This window comes from Paramesorhizobium endophyticum (assembly GCF_014640615.1).
In the GTDB taxonomy this organism is placed as follows: Bacteria; Pseudomonadota; Alphaproteobacteria; order Rhizobiales; family Rhizobiaceae; genus Paramesorhizobium; species Paramesorhizobium endophyticum.
Window position 1 is genome coordinate 15,492 of the sequence record NZ_BMHH01000007.1, and the last position, 20,203, is coordinate 35,694.

At 60.6% G+C, this 20,203-nt stretch carries 21 protein-coding genes; 10 read left to right on the top strand and 11 right to left on the bottom strand.

Annotated elements, in window-relative coordinates; translation table 11 throughout:
• Positions 1-5: 5 nt before the first annotated feature.
• The 7 genes from nrdR to IEX53_RS10140 all read right to left on the bottom strand — a co-directional run bounded on the left by nrdR (position 6) and on the right by IEX53_RS10140 (position 6,853).
• Positions 6-491: a transcriptional regulator NrdR gene (gene nrdR / locus IEX53_RS10110; RefSeq protein ID WP_188824052.1), complete on the bottom strand. Its 486-nt coding sequence runs from the start codon at positions 489-491 to the stop codon at positions 6-8.
• A 489-nt stretch (positions 492-980) separates the two neighbouring features.
• Complete coding sequence (glyA, locus tag IEX53_RS10115) at positions 981-2,285, bottom strand: serine hydroxymethyltransferase (RefSeq protein ID WP_188824053.1); 1,305 nt, start codon at positions 2,283-2,285, stop codon at positions 981-983.
• A 147-nt stretch (positions 2,286-2,432) separates the two neighbouring features.
• Complete coding sequence (locus IEX53_RS10120; protein ID WP_188824055.1) at positions 2,433-2,978, bottom strand: hypothetical protein; 546 nt, start codon at positions 2,976-2,978, stop codon at positions 2,433-2,435.
• 117 nt (positions 2,979-3,095) lie between these two features.
• A complete protein-coding gene (locus IEX53_RS10125) occupies positions 3,096-4,379 on the bottom strand; it encodes a L,D-transpeptidase family protein (RefSeq protein WP_188824057.1) in 1,284 nt (427 codons plus the stop codon).
• Positions 4,380-4,715: 336 nt separating this feature from the next.
• On the bottom strand, positions 4,716-5,231 hold the full coding sequence (gene ldtR, locus IEX53_RS10130; RefSeq protein WP_188824059.1) for a transcriptional regulator LdtR: 516 nt from the start codon (positions 5,229-5,231) through the stop codon (positions 4,716-4,718).
• Positions 5,232-5,387: 156 nt separating this feature from the next.
• On the bottom strand, positions 5,388-5,810 hold the full coding sequence (locus IEX53_RS10135) for a DUF6163 family protein (protein ID WP_188824061.1): 423 nt from the start codon (positions 5,808-5,810) through the stop codon (positions 5,388-5,390).
• Entirely contained in the window at positions 5,807-6,853 is a 1,047-nt protein-coding gene (locus tag IEX53_RS10140; protein WP_188824246.1) for an enoyl-CoA hydratase/isomerase family protein, read from the bottom strand. The genes IEX53_RS10135 and IEX53_RS10140 overlap by 4 nt, the downstream gene beginning before the upstream one ends.
• Positions 6,854-7,196: 343 nt before the next feature.
• On the opposite strand from IEX53_RS10140, the gene hemB reads away from it, so the two are divergent.
• The 4 genes from hemB (at position 7,197) to IEX53_RS10160 (ending at position 10,079) form a co-directional block, all read left to right on the top strand.
• Positions 7,197-8,228 carry a porphobilinogen synthase gene (gene hemB / locus IEX53_RS10145; RefSeq protein ID WP_188824063.1) on the top strand — a complete coding sequence of 344 codons (1,032 nt, stop codon included), beginning with the start codon at positions 7,197-7,199 and terminating at the stop codon, positions 8,226-8,228.
• Positions 8,229-8,300: 72 nt separating this feature from the next.
• The gene (locus tag IEX53_RS10150; protein WP_188824064.1) at positions 8,301-8,771 is read left to right on the top strand and encodes an RDD family protein; all 471 of its coding nucleotides are present in this window, start codon (positions 8,301-8,303) and stop codon (positions 8,769-8,771) included.
• Between the two features lie 178 nt (positions 8,772-8,949).
• Positions 8,950-9,705 (top strand): arginyltransferase, encoded by a 756-nt coding sequence (locus IEX53_RS10155; RefSeq protein WP_188824065.1) that lies wholly within the window; start codon positions 8,950-8,952, stop codon positions 9,703-9,705.
• Between the two features lie 68 nt (positions 9,706-9,773).
• Positions 9,774-10,079, top strand: coding sequence for a type II toxin-antitoxin system ParD family antitoxin (locus tag IEX53_RS10160; RefSeq protein WP_188824066.1), 306 nt, complete (start codon positions 9,774-9,776; stop codon positions 10,077-10,079).
• A gap of 154 nt (positions 10,080-10,233) precedes the next feature.
• Here the strand turns inward: IEX53_RS10160 and parC are convergent, their stop codons facing one another.
• Entirely contained in the window at positions 10,234-12,486 is a 2,253-nt protein-coding gene (gene parC / locus IEX53_RS10165; RefSeq protein ID WP_188824067.1) for a DNA topoisomerase IV subunit A, read from the bottom strand.
• A 171-nt stretch (positions 12,487-12,657) separates the two neighbouring features.
• Between parC and IEX53_RS10170 the strand changes: the two genes are divergently transcribed.
• Complete coding sequence (locus IEX53_RS10170) at positions 12,658-13,854, top strand: aq_1923 C-terminal domain (RefSeq protein ID WP_188824068.1); 1,197 nt, start codon at positions 12,658-12,660, stop codon at positions 13,852-13,854.
• A 48-nt stretch (positions 13,855-13,902) separates the two neighbouring features.
• On the opposite strand, the gene IEX53_RS10175 is transcribed toward IEX53_RS10170, so the two are convergent.
• The 3 genes from IEX53_RS10175 to aspS form a co-directional block, all read right to left on the bottom strand.
• On the bottom strand, positions 13,903-14,307 hold the full coding sequence (locus IEX53_RS10175) for a type II toxin-antitoxin system VapC family toxin (RefSeq protein ID WP_188824069.1): 405 nt from the start codon (positions 14,305-14,307) through the stop codon (positions 13,903-13,905).
• Positions 14,304-14,564, bottom strand: coding sequence for an antitoxin (locus tag IEX53_RS10180; RefSeq protein ID WP_188824070.1), 261 nt, complete (start codon positions 14,562-14,564; stop codon positions 14,304-14,306). The genes IEX53_RS10175 and IEX53_RS10180 overlap by 4 nt, the downstream gene beginning before the upstream one ends.
• 75 nt (positions 14,565-14,639) lie before the next feature.
• On the bottom strand, positions 14,640-16,430 hold the full coding sequence (gene aspS, locus IEX53_RS10185; protein WP_188824071.1) for an aspartate--tRNA ligase: 1,791 nt from the start codon (positions 16,428-16,430) through the stop codon (positions 14,640-14,642).
• A gap of 226 nt (positions 16,431-16,656) precedes the next feature.
• Between aspS and rnd the strand changes: the two genes are divergently transcribed.
• From rnd to IEX53_RS10210, 5 genes are all read left to right on the top strand, one after another.
• On the top strand, positions 16,657-17,811 hold the full coding sequence (rnd, locus tag IEX53_RS10190; RefSeq protein ID WP_188824072.1) for a ribonuclease D: 1,155 nt from the start codon (positions 16,657-16,659) through the stop codon (positions 17,809-17,811).
• Positions 17,812-17,883: 72 nt separating this feature from the next.
• Complete coding sequence (locus IEX53_RS10195; protein WP_188824073.1) at positions 17,884-18,201, top strand: BrnT family toxin; 318 nt, start codon at positions 17,884-17,886, stop codon at positions 18,199-18,201.
• Positions 18,158-18,415, top strand: coding sequence for a CopG family antitoxin (locus IEX53_RS10200; protein ID WP_188824074.1), 258 nt, complete (start codon positions 18,158-18,160; stop codon positions 18,413-18,415). The genes IEX53_RS10195 and IEX53_RS10200 overlap by 44 nt, the downstream gene beginning before the upstream one ends.
• A 121-nt stretch (positions 18,416-18,536) precedes the next feature.
• Complete coding sequence (locus tag IEX53_RS10205) at positions 18,537-19,094, top strand: isochorismatase family protein (RefSeq protein WP_188824075.1); 558 nt, start codon at positions 18,537-18,539, stop codon at positions 19,092-19,094.
• Entirely contained in the window at positions 19,091-20,086 is a 996-nt protein-coding gene (locus IEX53_RS10210) for a GlxA family transcriptional regulator (protein WP_236016122.1), read from the top strand. The genes IEX53_RS10205 and IEX53_RS10210 overlap by 4 nt, the downstream gene beginning before the upstream one ends.
• Positions 20,087-20,203: the final 117 nt, after the last annotated feature.

The window sequence follows — 20,203 nt, forward strand, 5'->3', positions numbered from 1 at the left end:
AGTGCTTACTCCTCGACGAAATCACCGTCCGGCAGCTTGTCCAGCGCGGTCAGTTCGTCGATCACGCTGTGGAAATCGCGCGCCTGGCGGAAATTGCGATAGACCGAGGCGAAGCGGATATAGGCGATATCGTCGATGCCCTTGAGCGCGTCCATGACGAGACGGCCGATTTCCTCGGATTCCACCTCCGCCTCGCCGGAGCTTTCCAGCTGGCGGACGATGCCGGAAATGGCGCGCTCGACGCGGTCAGGATCAACCTGGCGCTTGCGCAACGCCACCTCGACCGACCGCATCAGCTTGTCGCGGTCGAAAGGAACCCGCCGCCCGCTCTTCTTGATGACCAGAAGCTCGCGCAGCTGCACGCGCTCGAATGTGGTGAAGCGCCCGCCGCAAACCGAGCAGACCCTGCGCCTGCGGATCACCGCCCCGTCTTCAGCGGGGCGGGAGTCTTTCACTTGTGTGTCTTCCGACTGGCAATAGGGACAACGCATGAACTTCTTTCGCCGTGATTCCTTAATGAGACACTAGGATATAACGGCTTGATAATGAACCGCGCAATTGCCGGCTGTACCGGCGAAATAATCACATATGGCGTGATTAGGATGTTGAGCGCGGTTCATGCTTTGATGGAATCGTCTCAATTCCGTTTTGGAGCCCTTGTTGTCATGGAGAGGTAGAGGAATGGATCCCAGTGACAAGCACTGGGATCACGGATTGTGTTGCGGTTGGCATGACAATTTCCAACCTCTCACCCGGCAGAAGCATGTCCGGTAGGAGATAAAACCTCTCCACCCCGTCATCCCAGTGCTTGTCACTGGGATCCATTCCTCTACAGCGAAACTGCCGCTACGATAAATGAACGAGCCACCCGCTTCTATCTAAAGAGCAAATGCTCTAGTTGCGCCACTCTCAACGATCCACGACACTCTCCCCGCTCGCGGGGAGAGTGATGGCCCAAGAAGTCTTCCGTAAGCCTTCTATCAGCCCAGATACGGATAAAGGGGGAAGCGGTCGGTGAGCGCGATGACCTTCTGCTTCACGGCCTCTTCCACCGCCGCATTGCCCTCATCGGAATTGGCGGCCTTCAGGCCGTCGAGCACTTCCGAAATCAGATTGCCGATCTCGCGGAACTCGGCCACGCCGAAGCCGCGCGTCGTGCCGGCAGGCGTACCCAGGCGTACGCCTGATGTGACGAAGGGCTTTTCCGGGTCGAAGGGAATGCCGTTCTTGTTGCAGGTGATGTTGGCGCGGCCAAGGGCGGCTTCCGCGCGCTTGCCGGTGGCGTTCTTCGGGCGCAGGTCGACCAGCATAAGATGGTTGTCCGTGCCGCCGGAGACGATGTTAAGCCCGTTCTCCTTCAGGACATCCGCCAGCGCGCGGGCGTTTTCCACGACGTTGCGGGCATAGGTCTTGAATTCGGGCTTGAGCGCCTCGCCGAATGCCACGGCCTTCGCGGCGATCACATGCATCAGCGGACCACCCTGCAAACCGGGGAAGACCGCCGAATTGATCTTCTTGGCGATTTCGGCGTCGTTGGTCAGAATCATGCCGCCGCGCGGGCCGCGCAGCGACTTGTGCGTCGTCGTCGTGCACACATGGGCATGGGGAACCGGCGACGGATGCACGCCACCGGCGACGAGGCCGGCGATATGCGCCATGTCAACCATGAGATAGGCACCAACAGAATCGGCGATGGCGCGGAAGCGCTGCCAGTCCCAGAAGCGCGAATAGGCAGTGCCGCCGGCGATGATGAGCTTCGGCTTATGCTCCTGCGCCAGACGCTCGATCTCGTCCATGTCGAGGAGATTGTCGTCGCGACGCACACCATAGGACACAACGTTGAACCACTTGCCCGACATGTTGACGGGCGAGCCGTGCGTCAGGTGGCCGCCGGAATTGAGGTCGAGGCCCATGAAGGTGTCGCCGGGGTTCAGCAGGGCCAGGAACACGGCCTGATTCATCTGGCTGCCCGAATTGGGCTGCACATTGACGAATTCCGCGTCGAACAGCCGCTTGGCGCGCTCGATGGCAAGTTCCTCGGCCACGTCCACGAACTGGCAGCCGCCATAATAGCGCTTGCCCGGATAGCCCTCTGCATATTTGTTGGTCATGATCGAGCCCTGCGCCTCAAGAACGGCGCGGGAGACGATGTTTTCCGAGGCGATCAGCTCGATCTCATGGCGCTGACGGCCAAGCTCGTTGCGGATCGCGCCGAAAAGCTCGGGATCGATCTCCTCAAGGGGAGCGTTGAAAAAGACTTCCGAGGCAGCGTTGGCCTGCGACATGATAGCTATCCCTCCGGGTTGCCGGGCGTTCATCATTGGATGACGGCGCATTATCATATTCACACGCCCAAGGCCAATGGTGCAGCCGCGAAAAGCAGTGGCTGGAAAGCGGCATTGGTGGACAACGCTGTGTGAAACGCCTTGGGCTTATTGCGCAGCAGGAGCCGGCTGTTCCTTTTTCATCGTCTGGAGCGTGGTCAGCACCTCGCCAACCTGTTTTTCAAGATTGCCAAGCCTGGCTTCCATATCACCCAATCTTGGCTGGACTTGCTGCATGGCATTTTTACTGGCTTGGTCCGCGATGGTTTGGGTATCCAGACCGGTGCCAAACATCGACGTGCCCCAGCTGAGAAGCGCTATCACCAGACCAATGGTAGTGGCCGAAGCAAGCCAGATATTTAATCTGATAGGAGATAATGCCGTTTCAACCCGAGCCAGGCGCTGCTCGACTCGTTCCTCCACCTGATCAATCCGCTGATCGACGTGATCCAATCGTTTTTCAACATGATCAAATCGCTGATTAATGAGGCGCAACTCGCCCATTACCTGGGCGAACTTGGTATCCGTCCGGGCCTCGGAAGCAACAATCTTCGCGTCAACCTCACTCATGGTTGAAGATATGACACTTGCGCCATCGTCCGGCAAGGTGCCGGCCTTGACCGATTGCGTAAAATGCTCCCGCTTGACCACCATTTCCGCGCCCCCACGCTTACCGATGGATAGTTTCCATAATCGCGGGGCGCGATGCAATTAAAAATAGCGAACAGGGGCATCCCTGTTCGCTATTAATCTTCGGCTATTGGTGTTGGCTCAGATGTCCGTGCCGAGCGCCAGTTCCATCGCGCCGTCGCGCTGATAGATGTCATCGCGGAACTGGACGACGCCGTCGCCGGTGGACCAGGCGGTGACATAGATGAAATGCACCGGCACCGGGTCGGCAAGCAGGATTGGCGTATTGACGCCGGACTTGATCGTCGCCTCGATGGTTTGCCGGTCCCAGCCCGGCGTGTTCTTCAGCAGCCACACGTCGAGGTCGCGCACGTTCTGGACGCGGACGCAGCCCGAGGAGTCGAAGCGCATCAGGTTGTTGAAGAGGCTCTTCTGCGGCGTATCGTGCATATAGACCGCATGAGAATTATGGAAATTGATCTTGGTCGAGGACATGGCGTTGATCTTGCCAGGATCCTGCCGGAACATCAGCTTGACCGCCTCATTGGTGTTCCAGTCCACGCTTTCCGGCGGCACTTCCTGCCCTTGGGCATTATAGAGGCGGATGTTGTTGCGCGTCAGATAGGTCGGATCCTTCCGCATCAGCGGAATGATGTCCTTCTCAATGATCGACTTCGGCGCGGTCCAGTAGGGATTGAGGATGACCTCATGGATATTGGACACGAGCAGCGGCGTCTGGCGGTCGATCTTGCCGACGATGGCGGTGTGGCGCTGGGCGACGCGGCCATTCTCCACCGCCTCGATCTGGGCAGCGGGAATGTTGACCATGACGAGACGCGGATCGGTGATGTTGGCGATTTCGCCGAGGCGCTGCAGATTGGTGTTGAGCTGGCCGAGCCGCACATCGGCGCTCACATTCATGGCCGCATAGGTGAACTGCCCCATCACGCCATCGGCGGGCAGGCCGTGACGAGCCTGGAAGCGCTTGACCGCCGCGTCTACATAGGTGTCGTAGGCGTTGGAAAGGCCGGAGCTCTCCGGCAGGTCGCCGGCGATCATCAGGCGGCGGCGCAGGATGGACACGGCGGGATCGACCGCGCCGAGGCGCAGCTTGGCATTGCCCGGCACCTGCGGCCAGCCGCCCTGGGCAACGATGTTGCTGTACTGGCCGATTGCGGTCTGCACATAGGACAGCGTCGCCGCGCTCATGATGGGCTGGTTCGTCGCCACCTTCTGCGCGCCGGAGGCGCGGGCATCGAACTGGTCATTCCAGTTGCCTCGGCGCGGGGCGGCGAGAACCTCATTGATGACGGGCTGCGCGAAAGCGCCCGTCGCGAATGCCGACAGCCCGGCGGTCGCCGCGCCGCGCAGAAACAAGCGGCGATCCATTTTGGAAGCTGCGAAGTTCTTCCGAGGATTGTTCATCGGTGCATTCCCTGAATTGCTCATCTTTAGCTCAAGTTCTCCAGCCGTTTATGGACGCAAAATTGATTCAAACTTTACCAAGACAGCGTTAACAAACGGCAACTTTCTCCTTCCGCGCATTCTTTCGAACACACGGGAGACCGGCACCCAAACCCCTTGTTTAAAGCTGATCGCGGAGTTTTCCCCGCCTATGCATCAGGCCCGCGTTTATGGCTTAATCATGTCGCAGCGGCGCGCCGCAAGCGTCAAAAGAACACGCGGACGGCAAAAAGCCCGGCTGGTCAGCCGGACTTTTTATCGATGTGACGTTTGTGCAACAATTGCATGCAGGAGAAATTACATGCGGTAGGCGATGGTGTCGTTCCAGAAGCGGTCGAGGCGCTGCAGCGACTTGTTCATGTTCTGGAACTCTTCGGCACGGATGCCGCCGACCTGCTCGATCGAACCGACATGGCGCTCGTAGAGACCTGCCACCACGTCGGCCACTTCCTGGCCCTTCGGGGTCAGCCTGATGCGCACCGAGCGGCGGTCGATGCGGGAACGCTCGTGATGAATGAAGCCCATCTCGACAAGCTTCTTCAGATTATAGGACACGTTGGAGCCGAGGTAATAACCACGGCTGCGCAGTTCGCCCGCCGTCAACTCGGCATTGCCGATGTTGAACAGCAGCAGTGCCTGAACCGCATTGATGTCGCTGCGGCCGTTACGCTCGAACTCGTCCTTGACGACATCGAGCAGGCGGCGATGCAGGCGCTCTACAAGCTGCAACGCTTCCAGATAGAGCGTCCGCAAAGCCGTCTGTTCATTCTGCGAGCGCGCTTCGGCGCCCGACTTGCGCTGGGTATTGATCATCGTCTTATGCCTCTCTGTTGCGTCGGTGTTTTTTTCTCACCGTTGAGAGAGACAATATCGCGTACGCATAAAATTCGAATTAAAACACAGACTTAACAGGTGCTTACCAAAGAAGAAGCAAATTCAGGCTTAATGAATTGCTTATGTAGCCTGTACTCATGGCTTACGTCGCTCGCGTTCCTGAAGAAACAGCATGACGCGAAACGCGATATAGACGGCCAGGATCAGGAGGTTGGTAACGCCGACCATGGGCTTGGCGGCGTAGACGCGCTCGAAGACGGTGTACATCGCCGTTTCCAATATCGCCGCGGCGAACCAGACGACCGGGCCCCAGGGCGCGCGCATCCAGAGGCCGGATGCCGCCACCGGGAACAGCACCGCCAACGAGACGGACGCGGCCTGCCATTGCCAAGGCATCAGGTCGAAGCGCCAGAGCAGCCCCGGATGGAGACCGATGAGCCTTATCCAATAGGCGACGCCCAGCGCGAGCGAATAGATCGACAAAAGCCGCATGAACCAGACGAAGCCGGTTTCGGCGAGCGTGGGCTCGGCGCGCTGGCGCAGTTGCTCCTCCATCATGGCAGCGTCAGTTCCCTCGTTCCAAGCGGCGCAAAATAGGCATCGACATCACCGGGCAGGACATCGGCGAGCCGTGCAGGCTGCCAGCGGGGCTTGCCGCCCTTGTCGATCAGCGCCGCGCGCACCCCTTCATAGAAATCATGCCCTGCAAGCATTCGGGTGACGATGCGATATTCCATCCGCATGCAATCGTCCATGGAAAGCGCCCTGCCCTCCGCCATTTGCCTTGATGTGACACACAGGCTCGTCGGCGAGCGGCTTTCCATGGTTTTCAGGATGGCCGCGGCGCTGCCTTCATCCGCCCTGCCCTGCAATGCTGCAATGCAAGCCTCCACGGTTGTTTCTGCGAAACATTCAACGATGAGTTGCCGGGTTTTGCCATCAGTCTCGAAATCGGGATTTACCGTATCGGACAGAGCCGCCACGACATCACCCGTCTCGATGAGCATATCCCGCACGCGGCCTATGGTCTGCGAAGCAATCGCATGCGTGGCGATGCCGGTTCCGAGGCAGTCGCCCCAACGAATCCGGGTGCCGGTGAGGGCCAGATAGATCCCGAAACGGCCGGGCAGATGCGGCAGGAAGGCGCTTGCTCCCACATCTGGGAAGAATCCGATTCCGACCTCGGGCATGGCGAAAAGCGTGTTCTCCGTCACGATCCGGTGGGAGCCATGCACGGAAATGCCCGCGCCGCCGCCCATGACGATGCCGTCGAGAAAGGCGACATAGGGCTTGGTGTAGCGCTTGATCTGGGCGTTGAGGCGGTATTCGCCGGCGAAGAAGTCATGGGCCGGAGTGCCTGCGAGGCGGGCCCTGTAGGCCGCAGCCACATCGCCGCCGGCGCAGAAGGCCCGGCCCTCTCCTTCCACGATGACCAAGGCGACATCCGGATCAGCCTCCCAGGCGGTAAGCGCGCGCCGCATCGCCCTGACCATGCCGTGGGTAAGAGCATTCAGCGCGGCGGGGCGCGTCAGGCGGATCAGGCCCGCGCAGCCGCGGCGCTCGAAAACGACATCATTTTCACCGCCAAAATCGACTTCCACCATCCGCTCCCACTATATGGCAATCTACTCGTCCAATGCTGTGGAATGCCCCTCACCCTTACCCTCTCCCCGCAAGCAGGGAGAGGGGGACGTAAGCCTTGTCGCCTCTTTCTCCTTCCTTGCACCCGGCAGACAGAAAGAACGAAAACGCCTATGTCCCCCTCTCCCCGTAACTCACGGGGAGAGGGTAAGGGTGAGGGGCACTCCGCGACATATTCGATAAGCTGTCGTCAACAGGGGTAAAAAGGGAAAGCCGCCGCGTCAATGGCGCGCGGGTCAATGAACTTGGTTTCGCCATCCTTACCGTGATAAACCTTCCCATTATCTTCGCGGGGAGACCCAAATGAACAAGCCGTTTTCCGAAACCATCCGTGCACGCAGCGTCGACGAGATCACGCAAGGCCGCCGGCTGCGCCGCATGCGCAAGGCCGACTGGTCGCGCAGGCTCGTGCAGGAGAATCGCCTGACGGTGGACGATCTCATTCTGCCGATTTTCCTCTGCGAGGGCGAGAATTACAGCGAGTCGATCGACGCCATGCCTGATGTGCGGCGTTTCTCGGTGGATATGGCGGTGCGGCAGGCGGAAAAGGCGGCAAAGCTCGGCATTCCCGCCATCGCGCCCTTCCCGCGGGAGAGCATGGAGATCAAGGACGAGACCGGCTCGCACATCGCCAGCCCGAACAATCTCATCAACCGCTTCGTGCGCGCGGTCAAAAAGGAAGTGCCTGAGATCGGCATCATCACCGACGCGGCACTCGATCCCTTCACCACCCACGGCCATGACGGCATCTTGCGCGACGGCATCATCGTCAATGACGAATCGGTGGATATGGTGGTGCGCGGCGCGCTGGCGCAGGCGGCAGCGGGCGCTGATATCATCGCCCCCTCCGACATGATGGATGGGCGCATCGGAGCGATCCGCGAGGCGCTCGACCGCAACGGCTTCAGCGACGTGGCGATCATGTCCTATGCGACGAAATTCGCCTCCGCCTTCTATGGTCCCTATCGCGAGGCCATCGGCACGTCGGGCCTGCTCAAGGGCGACAAGAAGACCTATTACATCGACCCCGCCAATAGCGACGAGGCGTTGCGGGAGGCGGAGCAGGATCTGGCCGAAGGCGCGGACATGATCATGGTCAAGCCGGGCCTGCCCTATCTCGACATCGCGCGGCGGCTCAAGGACGCCTTCGCCATGCCGACCTATGTCTATCAGGTCTCGGGCGAATATTCGATGATCAAGGCGGCGGCGGCCAATGGCTGGATCGACGGGGACAAGGTGATGATGGAAAGCCTGCTCGCCTTCAAGCGCGCCGGCTGCGACGGAATCCTGACCTATTTCGCGATCGAGGTCGCCGAAAAGCTGCGAGATGGATAAGATATTCTTGAAAAAGATGGCTCCCTATCCCATTTCCTTCAACAAATGGAGCCATCCGACGGGAATACCAAGATGACTGACAATGTGCTGCATGGCGAGATCATCCCTTCGCAACGGGACGATTGGCGTCTTTATCAGGGTGTGCGGACGCGGCGCGTGTTCGCCTTCCTGATCGATTACATCCTGATCCTGCTGCTGTGCATTCCGGTGGCCATCGTCATCGCCGTTCTGGGCGTTGCGACGCTGGGCCTCGGCTGGATGCTCTACGGCATCATGTTCCCGCTGGTGGCGCTCGGCTATGTGGCGGCGACGCTGGGCGGCCCGCGCCAGGCGACCAAGGGGATGCAGATGATGGATATCAAGCTGGAGCGGCTCGACGGCAAGCCGGTCGACGGCATGCTCGCCATCGTCCATACGGTGCTGTTCTGGGCGGGCAATGTCATCCTCACCCCGCTCATCCTGCTCGCCACCCTCTTCCTCGACCGCAAGCGCACCGTGCATGACATGCTGCTGGGCACGGTGGTGGTGCGGGCGGACAGATAAGTCGCGGCGGCTGTGAAAGCAGCTTCTTCTAATCCTGCCATGCCTGGTAAATCTCCCCTTTACTTTACCAATCGAAAAGCATGGCAGGTTGATTTCAGTTCCTGACGGCTTAATTTCTATTGACGTTTCCCCTGCCTCAAGTTCATCTTCAAGATCGACAGGCATGGACCAGATGTGAATGAAGCATCAACCGCAACAATCGCCGCAGTTCTTCCTGACCGCTCCCTCGGCCTGCCCCTATCTCGATGGCCAGTTCGAGCGAAAGGTGTTCACGCATCTGGTCGGCGAAAAGGCCAATGAGCTTAACGACTTGCTGACGCAAGGCGGCTTTCGCCGGTCGCAGAACATCGCCTACCGGCCCGCCTGCGAGACCTGCCGCGCCTGCGTCTCCGTGCGTATCCTCGCCAATGAATTCGAAATGAACCGCTCGATGAAGCGGGTATGGAAGCGTAATGCCGATCTTGTCGGACAGAGCCACAAGGCCGAGCCTTCGACCGAACAATATTCGCTCTTCCGCACCTATCTCGACGCGCGCCACCGCAAGGGCGGCATGTCGGATATGAGCGTCCTCGACTATGCGATGATGGTGGAGGACACCCATGTCGACACGCGCATCATCGAATATCGCCGCCGCATGCCCGGGGACGGACCGGAGGGCTCAACGGGTAAGACCGAGGGCGAGCTTATCGCGGTGGCGTTGACCGATGTGATGTCGGACGGCCTGTCGATGGTCTATTCGTTCTATGACCCAACCTTGCCCGACCGCTCACTCGGCACCTTCATGATCCTCGACCATATCCAGCGCGCGATAAAACTGGGCCTGCCGCATGTGTATCTCGGCTATTGGGTCGAGGGATCGCGGAAAATGCAGTACAAAACCCGCTTCACGCCGCAGGAGCATCTGGGGCCGAAGGGGTGGGAAAGACGGGGTTAGCTTGCAATCTGGCGCGCGTTGCTCACAATAACAAAGCTTGCTACTATTGCGATCATTGGAGTTGCGCGATGAGCGGAAGAAACTTTAGCCTGACGGACCATTTAAGTAGCTTTATCGACCGGGAGGTCGAGTCGGGACGTCACCAGAATGCCAGCGAAGTTATCCGTGAAGCGCTGAGGCGTTACGAAGACGATATCAACGCCGAGCTTGCCAGCCTTGCTGTGATCGAAAAGGTCGCCGCAGAGGGGATCGTAGCTATTGAGAGCGGCAATTTCACGCTTGTCAGCGGACCAGAAGACTCTCAAGCATTGCTGGATCGTTTGAAGGCGCGTTCGGCTGCTACGAAGCGGGCGAGCGGTCCGCAGCATGGCTAAATACCGCCTTTCAGCGCCCCTCGTCTTTCGCATTGGGCAAGATGGGATTGCCGATATTCTCGGTTTCATCCACGACAGCATGCTGTTCAATCGCGCCCTTCGCCGTGTAACGAGCTTAAAACAGTGACGACCTGCACCTACCGTCGTTACGGCCTCAGGAGAATTTGCCGCTACGCGGGAAACCCTTCGGCACCATCCGCCCCGCACTAGCCCGATCGGCCAACCACTCCGCAAGCTCTTCCTTCTTGCGCGTAAATGTCCGGTCCGCCGCGTCCTGCCAGGTCAGCCCCTGTTCGAGAACGAAGGTGCGAATATCGCTGACGCCGCCGTCCTTGTACCTCTGCAGGCGCACGCCCTTGCCGCGGGTCATCTCCGGTATCTGGGCCAGCGGGAAGACCAGCAGCTTGCGGTTTTCGCCGACGATGGCGACGTGGTCGCCCGCGACGCGAATGCAGAGCTTGGCCTCGTCGGGCGCCTTCACATTCATCACCTGCTTGCCCTTGCGGGTGTTGGCGACCGTCTCGGTTTCCGGCACAAGGAAGCCGTTGCCCTCATGCGAGACGAGCAGAAGCTTGGCGGTAGGGTCATGCGCGAAGGCCGTCACGATGTCCTGGTCGTTTTCCATGTCGACCATGATGCGGACCGGCTCACCATGGCCGCGGCCGCCCGGCAGGGTGTTGGCGCCGATGGTGTAGAACTTGCCGCCTGTCGTAAAGATCAGGATCTTGTCGGTGGTCTCGGCGTGGAAGGCGAGCTTCAGCTTGTCTCCTTCCTTGAAGGAGAGCGTCGAGAAATCGGCCAGATGCCCCTTCAAGGCGCGCAGCCAGCCCTTTTCCGAGACGACGACCGTCACTGGCTCCTTCTCGATCATGGCCTGCTGGATGTCTTCGTGGTCGTGATTGGGCGCTTCCGCGAAGGTCGTGCGGCGCTTGCCCAGCGGCGTGTCGGGGCCGTATTTCTTGCGGACGTTGGCGACTTCCCAGCCGATGGTCTGCCATTGCTTGGCGTCGGAGGCGAGAAGCTCCTCGATCTGCGTCTTCTCCTCATTAAGCGCGTCGAACTCCTTGCGGATTTCGAATTCCTCGAGCTTGCGCAGAGAGCGCAGGCGCATGTTGAGGATCGCTTCGGCCTGATTGTCAGTGAGGCCGAAGGCCGCCATCAAGGCCGGCTTCGGGTGCTCCTCCTCGCGGATGATGCGGATCACCTCGTCGAGGTTCAGATAGGCGACGAGATAGCCGCCCAGCACCTCCAGCCGCTTCTCGATCTCGCCATGCCGGTAGCGCGACCGGCGGATCAACACTTCCTTGCGGTGATCGAGCCATTCCCTGAGCACGTCGCGCAAGGAGAGCACATTCGGCACCTTGCCATGCGACAGCACGTTCATGTTGAGCGGGAAGCGCGTCTCCAGATCGGTCAGCTTGAACAGCGATTCCATCAGGAGTTCGGGATCGACGGAGCGGTTCTTGGGCTCCAGCACGATGCGGATGTCTTCCGCCGATTCGTCGCGCACATCGTCGAGCAGCGGCAGCTTCTTGGCCATCAGCAGCTCGGCGATCTTCTCGACGAGGCGGGATTTTTGTACCTGATAGGGGATTTCGGTGATGACAATCACCCAGGTACCGCGTCCGCCGTCCTCCTTGTGCCAACGCGCGCGCAGGCGGAATGCGCCCCTGCCCGTGCGGTAGGCTTCCAGAATCTGCGCCGCCGGCTCGACCAGAATGCCGCCGGTGGGGAAATCCGGACCCGGCACCAGCGCCACCAGATCGTCAACGCTCGCGTCCGGGTGCTTGATCAGATGCAGCGCCGCATCGCAAAGCTCGGCGACATTGTGCGGCGGGATGGAGGTCGCCATACCCACGGCAATGCCGGAAGAGCCGTTCGCCAGCAAATTCGGGAAAGCGCCGGGCAGGACGATCGGCTCCTCGTCCTCCTCATTGTAGGTCGGGCGGAAGTCGATGGCGTTCTCGGTGATACCGTCGAGCAGCAGCGTCGCCACATCGGTCATGCGCGCTTCGGTGTAGCGCATGGCCGCAGCGTTATCGCCGTCGATATTGCCGAAATTGCCCTGCCCGTCCACCAGCGGGTAACGCACGGCGAAATCCTGCGCCAGGCGCACCAGCGCGTCATAGATCGCCTGGTCGCCATGGGGGTGGAACTTACCCATGACGTCGCCGACGATGCGGGCGCATTTTGCATAGGCCTGGTTGGGCTCGAGCCGCAGCAGCCGCATCGCATGCATGATGCGGCGGTGCACCGGCTTCAGCCCGTCGCGCACATCCGGCAGCGCGCGGTGCATGATGGTCGAGAGCGCATAGGCCAGGTAGCGCTCTTCAAGCGCCGATTTCAGATCGATCGGCTCGATATGATTGTCTTTGCCGCCATCAGGCGGAATCAGGCTTTTTCCCATGGGGCTTGGGTTAGCAAGCGGGTGATTCCATCGCAAGTCAACATTGGCGGAAAGGCGAGACGCTCCCTATATTTTTCCAGTTGAAGCGAAGCTTTATGAACGCGATTTAGACGCAATCCGCCGGTTTATCTCTCGGCTAAAGAGAATCACATCCACCAACGAGGAAACAACATGCCCGTCACCTTGAAATCCACGGCACGCAGCCTGATGGTTGCATCGGCCCTGTCGCTCCTGATGGCGAGTTCCGCTTTCGCCTTCGAGGGCAATGCCGTGGCGGAACGCATGAAGGAGCTTTATGCCGAACAGGGCGGCCAGCTCAGCTACGGGCAGGTCACCACCAGCGGCGCGACCGTCGTGCTGAAGGACGCCACGCTGAAGATGCCCGGCTCCCCGGCGGACCAGAAGCCCTTCGACCTCGGCGACATCACGCTTGACGGCGTCACCGACGCACCCGATGGCGGCTACGACATCACCAAGGCGACCATGCCTGATGTGACCTTCCCCTTCGGCGAGTTGACCATCGCGGCCAAGGGCATCGAGATGGACAAGATGCACCTGGCGCCCAAGGGCTCGTCGGATCCGCTCGCCAGCTATGTCTATTACCAGACGGCAAAGATCGCCGAGGCCACCCTCACCCAGGACGGCAAGGAATTCGCCCTGCTGAAGGACATCACGACCACGGTCTCGCCCTATAAGGAGGGCAGCCCCATCGACACCAGCTGGGACATCGGCAATGTAACCGTGGACGTCGCCAAGGCCAAGCCATCGGAGCTGACCAAGGCGCTGGAGACGATGGGCTACAAGAAAATCACCGGCAATATCGTCTCCAAGGCGAACTGGGCGCCGGCGGACGGACGTTTCAAGCTCGACCAGTTCGATTTCAACATGAATGAAGGCGGCAAGCTCAGCGTGACCCTCGACATGGGCGGCTATACGCTCGACTTCGTCAAGGAGATGCAGCAGGCACAGACCGAACTGGCCGCCACCAAGGACAAGAACACGGCGGGCATGGCGACACTCGGCCTCATGCAGCAATTGACGGTCAACGGCGCGTCAATCCGGTTCGAGGATGCCTCGCTGACGGGGAAGATCCTTGATTATTACGCCAAGAAGCAGAACACGGACCGCTCGACGGTGGTAAACTTGACGAAGGCGGCGCTGCCGCTCCTCGCCGGACAGCTGAAAAACGCCGCCTTCGCCGCACAGGTAACGCAGGCCGTCAGCGCCTATCTCGACAACCCGAAATCGCTCGAGATCCGCGCCGCGCCGCCCTCGCCCGTCCCGGTCGCCGTGCTGACCGCCACCGGCTCCGCCCAGCCCGAACGCCTGCCCGACGTGCTGGGCGTGACGGTGACGGCGGATAAGTAATGCATTATCAAGAAGGGGTGCCCTATTCGGGGCACTCCTTCAAAATGATCAGAGAGACCAATCTTCCAGCTGCAGGTTTTCGACCCGGCTAAACTCACGCGTATTATTGGTAACCAGCGTCAAGCCTCTGGCTTTCGCTTGCCCTGCAATCAGCAAATCATATGGGCCGATTGGCGTGCCTTTCGCGGCAAGAGCGGCGCGGATTTCTCCTGCGACAAAGGCGTCGTTCTGATCGAAGTCGAGGATTGGAAAGTCCGCCAAAATCAACCGCACTGTTTCGAGATTGTATTCGATCCTCGCACTTTTCAGCGCCCCAAAATACAACTCGAACGCTACGACCGATGAAAGGCCAATACTGCCCTTGGCCTTGCCCAGGACACGCCTGACCAATGCATCCGATTTACGACCCGTGAACGAGATGACGGCGTTCGTGTCTAGAAGATGCGAGATCACCGAAACAGCTCGTCAAGCTCCGGTCGCTCCTGCTGTTCCGGCTGCTCGCGGCCGTTCGCCATGAAATCATCACTAAAACCGCGGGCCAATGCCGTTTTCAGGTTCGCCCACGGCTCGGTTGGCTCCACATGGGGGCGCAGGACAAGCGCATCGCCTTCGCGCGTGATCTCCACGCAATCGACATCCAAACGAAATTCCTTCGGCAGGCGGACGGCCTGCGAATTGCCGGATTGAAATACGCGCGCAAGTTGGGGCATATACGCCTCCGTTCGTATCTACGAAGGCGTATATACTATTTTTCGCCGCTCAGTTCAAGCATACGGCAAGCCGGACTATGCGTCCTTCTTCACCGGGTTCAGCCTGATGTGCAGGTCGCGCAGTTGCGCAGGCGTCACCTCCGACGGCGCGCCCATGAGCAGGTCGAGTGCCTGCTGGTTCATCGGGAAGAGCGAGATTTCGCGCAGATTCTTCGCGCCGACGAGCAGCATGATGATGCGGTCGACGCCCGCTGCCATGCCGCCGTGCGGCGGCGCGCCATATTGGAAGGCGCGGTAGAGGCCGCCGAAGCGTTCTTCCACATCCTGCTGGGTCAAGCCCACCTTCTCGAACGCCTTGACCATGACTTCAGGAAGCTGGTTGCGGATCGAGCCCGACGCGATCTCGTAGCCGTTGCAGACAAGGTCGTACTGATAGGCCTTGATCTCCAGCGGGTCCTTGTTTTCAAGCGCGTCCAGCCCGCCCTGCGGCATGGAGAACGGGTTGTGGGCGAAGTCGAGCTTCTTGTTGTCCTCGTCCCATTCGTAGAACGGAAAGTCGATGATCCAGGCAAGTTCGAAGCGGTCGCGGTCGACGAGATTCAGTTCCTCGCCCGCGCGGGTCCGGGCTTCCCCTGCGAATTTGTAGAACTTTGACGGCTGACCGGCGACGAAGAAGCAGGCGTCGCCGTCGCTGAGGCCGAGCTGAGTGCGGATCGCCTCGGTGCGCTCCTCGCCAATGTTCTTGGCAATCGGTCCCGCGCCTTCGAGCTTGTCGCCCTCCTTGCGCCAGAAGATATAGCCAAGGCCCGGCTGGCCCTGCTGCTGCGCCCAAGAGTTCATGCGGTCGCAGAAGGCTCTGCTGCCGCCCGTCTTGGCGGGGATAGCCCAGACTTCCACCTTTGGGTCGCCAGCGATCATATTGGCGAAGACTTTGAAGCCGGAACCGGCGAAATGGTCGGTCACCGCTTCCATGACAATTGGGTTGCGCAAGTCCGGCTTGTCGGAGCCATATTTACGGATCGCCTCGTCATAGGGAATGCGCAGGAAGGTTTGCGTCACCGGCTTGCCTTCGGCGAATTCCTCGAAGATGCCGCGCATGACAGGCTCCATGGTCTCCCAGATCTCTTCCTGGGTGACGAAGCTCATTTCGAGATCGAGCTGGTAGAACTCGCCCGGCAGGCGGTCGGCGCGCGGGTCCTCGTCGCGGAAGCAGGGCGCAATCTGGAAATAGCGGTCGAAACCGGCAACCATCAGCAATTGCTTATATTGCTGCGGCGCCTGTGGCAGCGCGTAGAATTTGCCCTCGTGGATACGGCTCGGCACGAGGAAGTCGCGTGCGCCCTCCGGCGAGGAAGCGGTCAGGATCGGCGTCGAGAATTCGTTGAAGCCGATCTCGGTCATGCGCCGGCGCATGGCGGCGATGATCCTGGTGCGGCTCATGATGTTCCGGTGCAGCGTGTCGCGGCGCAGGTCGAGGAAGCGGTATTTGAGGCGAATGTCCTCGGGATAGTCCGGCTCGCCGAACACCGGCAGCGGCAGTTCCTTGGCGGCGGACAGGACTTCGATCTCGGTCGCGAAGATTTCCACCTCGCCTGTCGGCAGGTTCGGGTTGACCGTATCGCCCGTGCGGGCCTTCACCTCGCCATCGACGCGGATCACCCATTCGCCGCGCACCGTCTCGGCCACCTTGAAGGCGGGCGAATCGGGGTCGGCGACGATCTGGGTCAGGCCGTAATGGTCGCGCAGGTCGATGAAGAGAATGCCGCCATGGTCGCGGACGCGATGGACCCAGCCGGACAGTCGGACGGTCGATCCGACGTCCGACTTGCGAAGGGCCGCGCAGGTGTGGCTGCGGTAACGGTGCATGATGTCAGCCTCTGATTTGTAAAGAAAAAACGCCGGGCGAATTTTCATGAAAAATTGGGCGGACAAGCGCATTTTGACCGGGATTTGTCAAGGCGTAAGGGCAAATAGCGCAAGGGGAATGGCGGTCGCGACGGCTTTCGCTGCTCCTTACCTTTTCTTACTATTCGTTACCCACAGGCCGCTATTGGCTATTCACTATTTGCTTCTGCCTGCTATACAAAATTTTATGAAACTGATTACCACGACCGAGGCCCTTGAAGAGGCCGTTTCCGCCCTTTCGAAGTCCGATTTTATCACCATCGACACCGAGTTCATCCGGGAGACGACCTTCTGGCCGGAACTGTGCGTGATCCAGATGGCCTCGCCCGACGCGACGGCGCTGGTGGATGCGCTGGCGCCCGGTCTGGACCTGGCGCCCTTCTTCTCGCTGATGGCGAATGAGAAGGTGATGAAGGTGTTCCATGCCGCGCGGCAGGATATCGAGATCATCTTCCATCTGGGCGATCTCATTCCGCATCCGGTGTTCGACACGCAGGTGGCTGCGATGGTCTGCGGTTTCGGCGACGCCGTTTCCTATGATCAGCTCGTCAACCGGGTGACCGGCGAGCATCTCGACAAATCCTCCCGCTTCACCGACTGGCGCCAGCGGCCGCTTTCGCAGAAGCAGCTGGAATATGCGCTCGCCGATGTGACGCATCTGCGCGACGTATATCTGCACCTGAAGGCGCTGCTCGAAAAGGAGGGCCGCGCCGACTGGGTGAACGAGGAAATGGGCATTCTCACCGCGCGCGAAACCTATGACATGCATCCGGACGACGCATGGAAGCGCCTGAAGTCGCGGCTGAAGAAGCCGCAGGAACTGGCGGTGCTGCGTTCCGTGGCGGCGTGGCGCGAACGCGAGGCGCGCGAGCGCAACGTACCGCGCGGGCGCATCATCAAGGACGACACCATCTATGAAATCGCCCAGCAGCAACCGGCTGATGCCGAGGCGCTGGGCAAGCTCCGCTCGATCCCGAAGGGCTGGGAGCGTTCGAGCCAGGCGGCCGGCCTCATCGCCGCCGTCACGCAAGCGCTGGCGATCCCGCGGGACCAGATGCCGCGCCTGCCCAAGCAATCGCACTCCCCGGAGGGCGCGGGCGCGGCGGCGGACCTGCTGAAAGTGCTGCTGAAGCTCGTGACCGAGGAATATGGCGTCGCCGCCAAGATCGTCGCCAATTCCGACGACATCGACAAGATCGCCATCGAGGGCGAAAAGGCCGACGTTCCCGCGCTCCACGGCTGGCGGCGCGAGATTTTCGGCGAAAAAGCGCTCAAGCTCATCGATGGCAAGATCGGGATAAAGTTCGAGAACCGGAAGATCACGGCGGTGGAGCTGGGTTGAGCGCTCCCCTCTCTAACCCAATAAGATGTACCTGTCATTGCACTTGTAGACGCAAATGACTACACATACCTTATGGGGGAGAAGATCGCAGGTTTCGACTGGGACGAGGGCAACTGGCCGAAATGCGGAAAGCATGGCGTCAGCCTGGACGAGATCGAGCAGGTGTTGCGGCATATGACGTTCCGTATTCCTGATCCCAATCCGGGCGAGACGCGGTATCGCACGGCAGGCCGCGCGCCGGATGGCCGGATAGTTTTCATCGTGTACACGCATCGGGAGCGAGACGGGTACATTTATCTCCGGCTTATCAGCGCCCGCCACATGCACGACAAGGAGGTGAGAGCCTATGAGCAGATCGAAAAAGCAATGGCCAAGCCTGCCGACGGATGAGGCGGCGGAGGATTTTGTCGCACAGGCCGACCTGTCGGAATATGACTGGAGCGCTGCCGAGCCGGTGCGCTATGAATTCGAAAAGAAAGCAGCCGCGCTCAACATGCGGATTCCCCAGAGCCTGCTTGATGCGGTAAAGGCAAAGGCGGCGGCCAAAGGTGTGCCCTTCACCCGCTATATCCGGCTTCTGATCGAGCAGGATTTGTCCAGATAACACGGCGGGAACCGCTCCCCTCATTGGCGCGAATTGTCCCCTATCGGTCCGGAACCGACATTTACCAACGGCGGGACTTGTTTATTCTCCATTCCGGATCAACCATCTGGAGATGCCAAAAATGTCCGCTGATACCGCCTTGATCGTAATCGACGTTCAGGAATCCTTCCGCCACCGGCCTTATTTCCGCGAGGAAGGCGTCGCAGCCTATATCGAGCGCCAGCAGGCGTTGATCGATGGGGCGAAGGCCGCCGGAATACCGGTGGTGCAGATCTACCATGTCGAGGAAAGCGGCCCGTTTTCCGAAGCGTCTGGCTTTGTGAGGCCGCTCGAGGGCCTTAGCATCATCCCCGATGCGGTGTTCAGGAAAACGCGGCACAGCGCGCTCGTCGGCACCGGCCTCGATGTGTGGCTGACGAAGAACGGCATAAGCCGCGTGATCATCTCCGGCATCCGCACCGAGCAATGCTGCGAGACCACGACGCGCCATGCCTCCGATCTCGGCTATAAGGTTGATTATGCAGGCGAGGCGACACTGACCTTCCCGATGGCCGATGCGACGGGCCGCGTCTGGAGCGCCGATGAAATCCGCGCCCGCACTGAGTTGGTGCTCGCGGGCCGCTTCGCGCGCATCGTCACGGTGGACGAGGCGCTGGCCAGCCCGCTGCAGGCGGCATGATGATGGGCGCGCGGAGGACCATCCCGGTTTTCGTGGTGGTGCCTCCGCGCGCGCTCCTGCTTGATATTGCCGGGCCGATGGAAGTGCTGCGCAAGGCCAATCTGGATCAGCAAACCGTCGGCTTCGATGCCACCTATATCGGCCCCTCCCCCGCCATCGGAAGTTCGATCGGGCTGCAAGTGGCGGGGATCGCGCCTTTGCCCGAAGCGCTGCCTGATGGTGCGCTGGTTATCATTTCCGGGGCCGCCGACGAGCCGATGGGTCATCTTGACCGCGATATGGCTGAAGAACGGCGGCAGGAAGCGGAAATCGTCGCGTGGCTGAAACGCGCCATCCGGCCCGGCATAAGGCTGATGACGATATGCTCCGGCGCGCTGCTTGCGGCCCGCGCCGGTCTTCTGGACGGCTATGAATGCACCACGCATCACGCGTCGATGTCGGACCTGAAGCGGATTACGCCCTTGGCCATGGTGCGCGAAAACCGGCTCTATGTGGAAGACGGCGAACGGCTCACCAGCGCCGGGATCACCGCGGGCATAGACCTGATGCTGTATCTCGTGGCGCGAGAGGCCGGGCACGCCACGGCGCTTTCCGTCGCCCGCTATCTGGTCGTCTATCTCAGGCGCAGCGGCAGCGACCCGCAGCTCTCGCCCTGGCTCGAAGGCCGCAACCATATCCACCCAGCGATCCACCGGGCGCAGGACGCCATCGCGGGCGACCCCGCGCGGGATTGGTCCGTGGAACGATTGGCCGACATCGCGGCCACCAGCCCGCGCAACCTGTCGCGCCTCTTCAACGAGCACACAGGCATGAGCGTTACCGACTATGTCAACCGGCTGCGGGTCGCCCTCGCCCGAGAACTGGTCGACGGCTCACGGCTCGATATGGAAAGCGTCGCCGAAAAGGCCGGCTTCGCCTCCACCCGGCAATTCCGCCGCGCCTGGAACCGGATCCATGGGGCACCACCGTCGCGGAGCCGGGGTCTGGCCTAAGCCGCCTGCGCAGAGGTTTTATCTATTAGAAATGTCGGCGGGACAGCGCCCCCCTCTGCCCTGCAGGGCATCTCCCCCGCATGGGGGGGGGGAGATTGGCTGATACGGCTTACACCG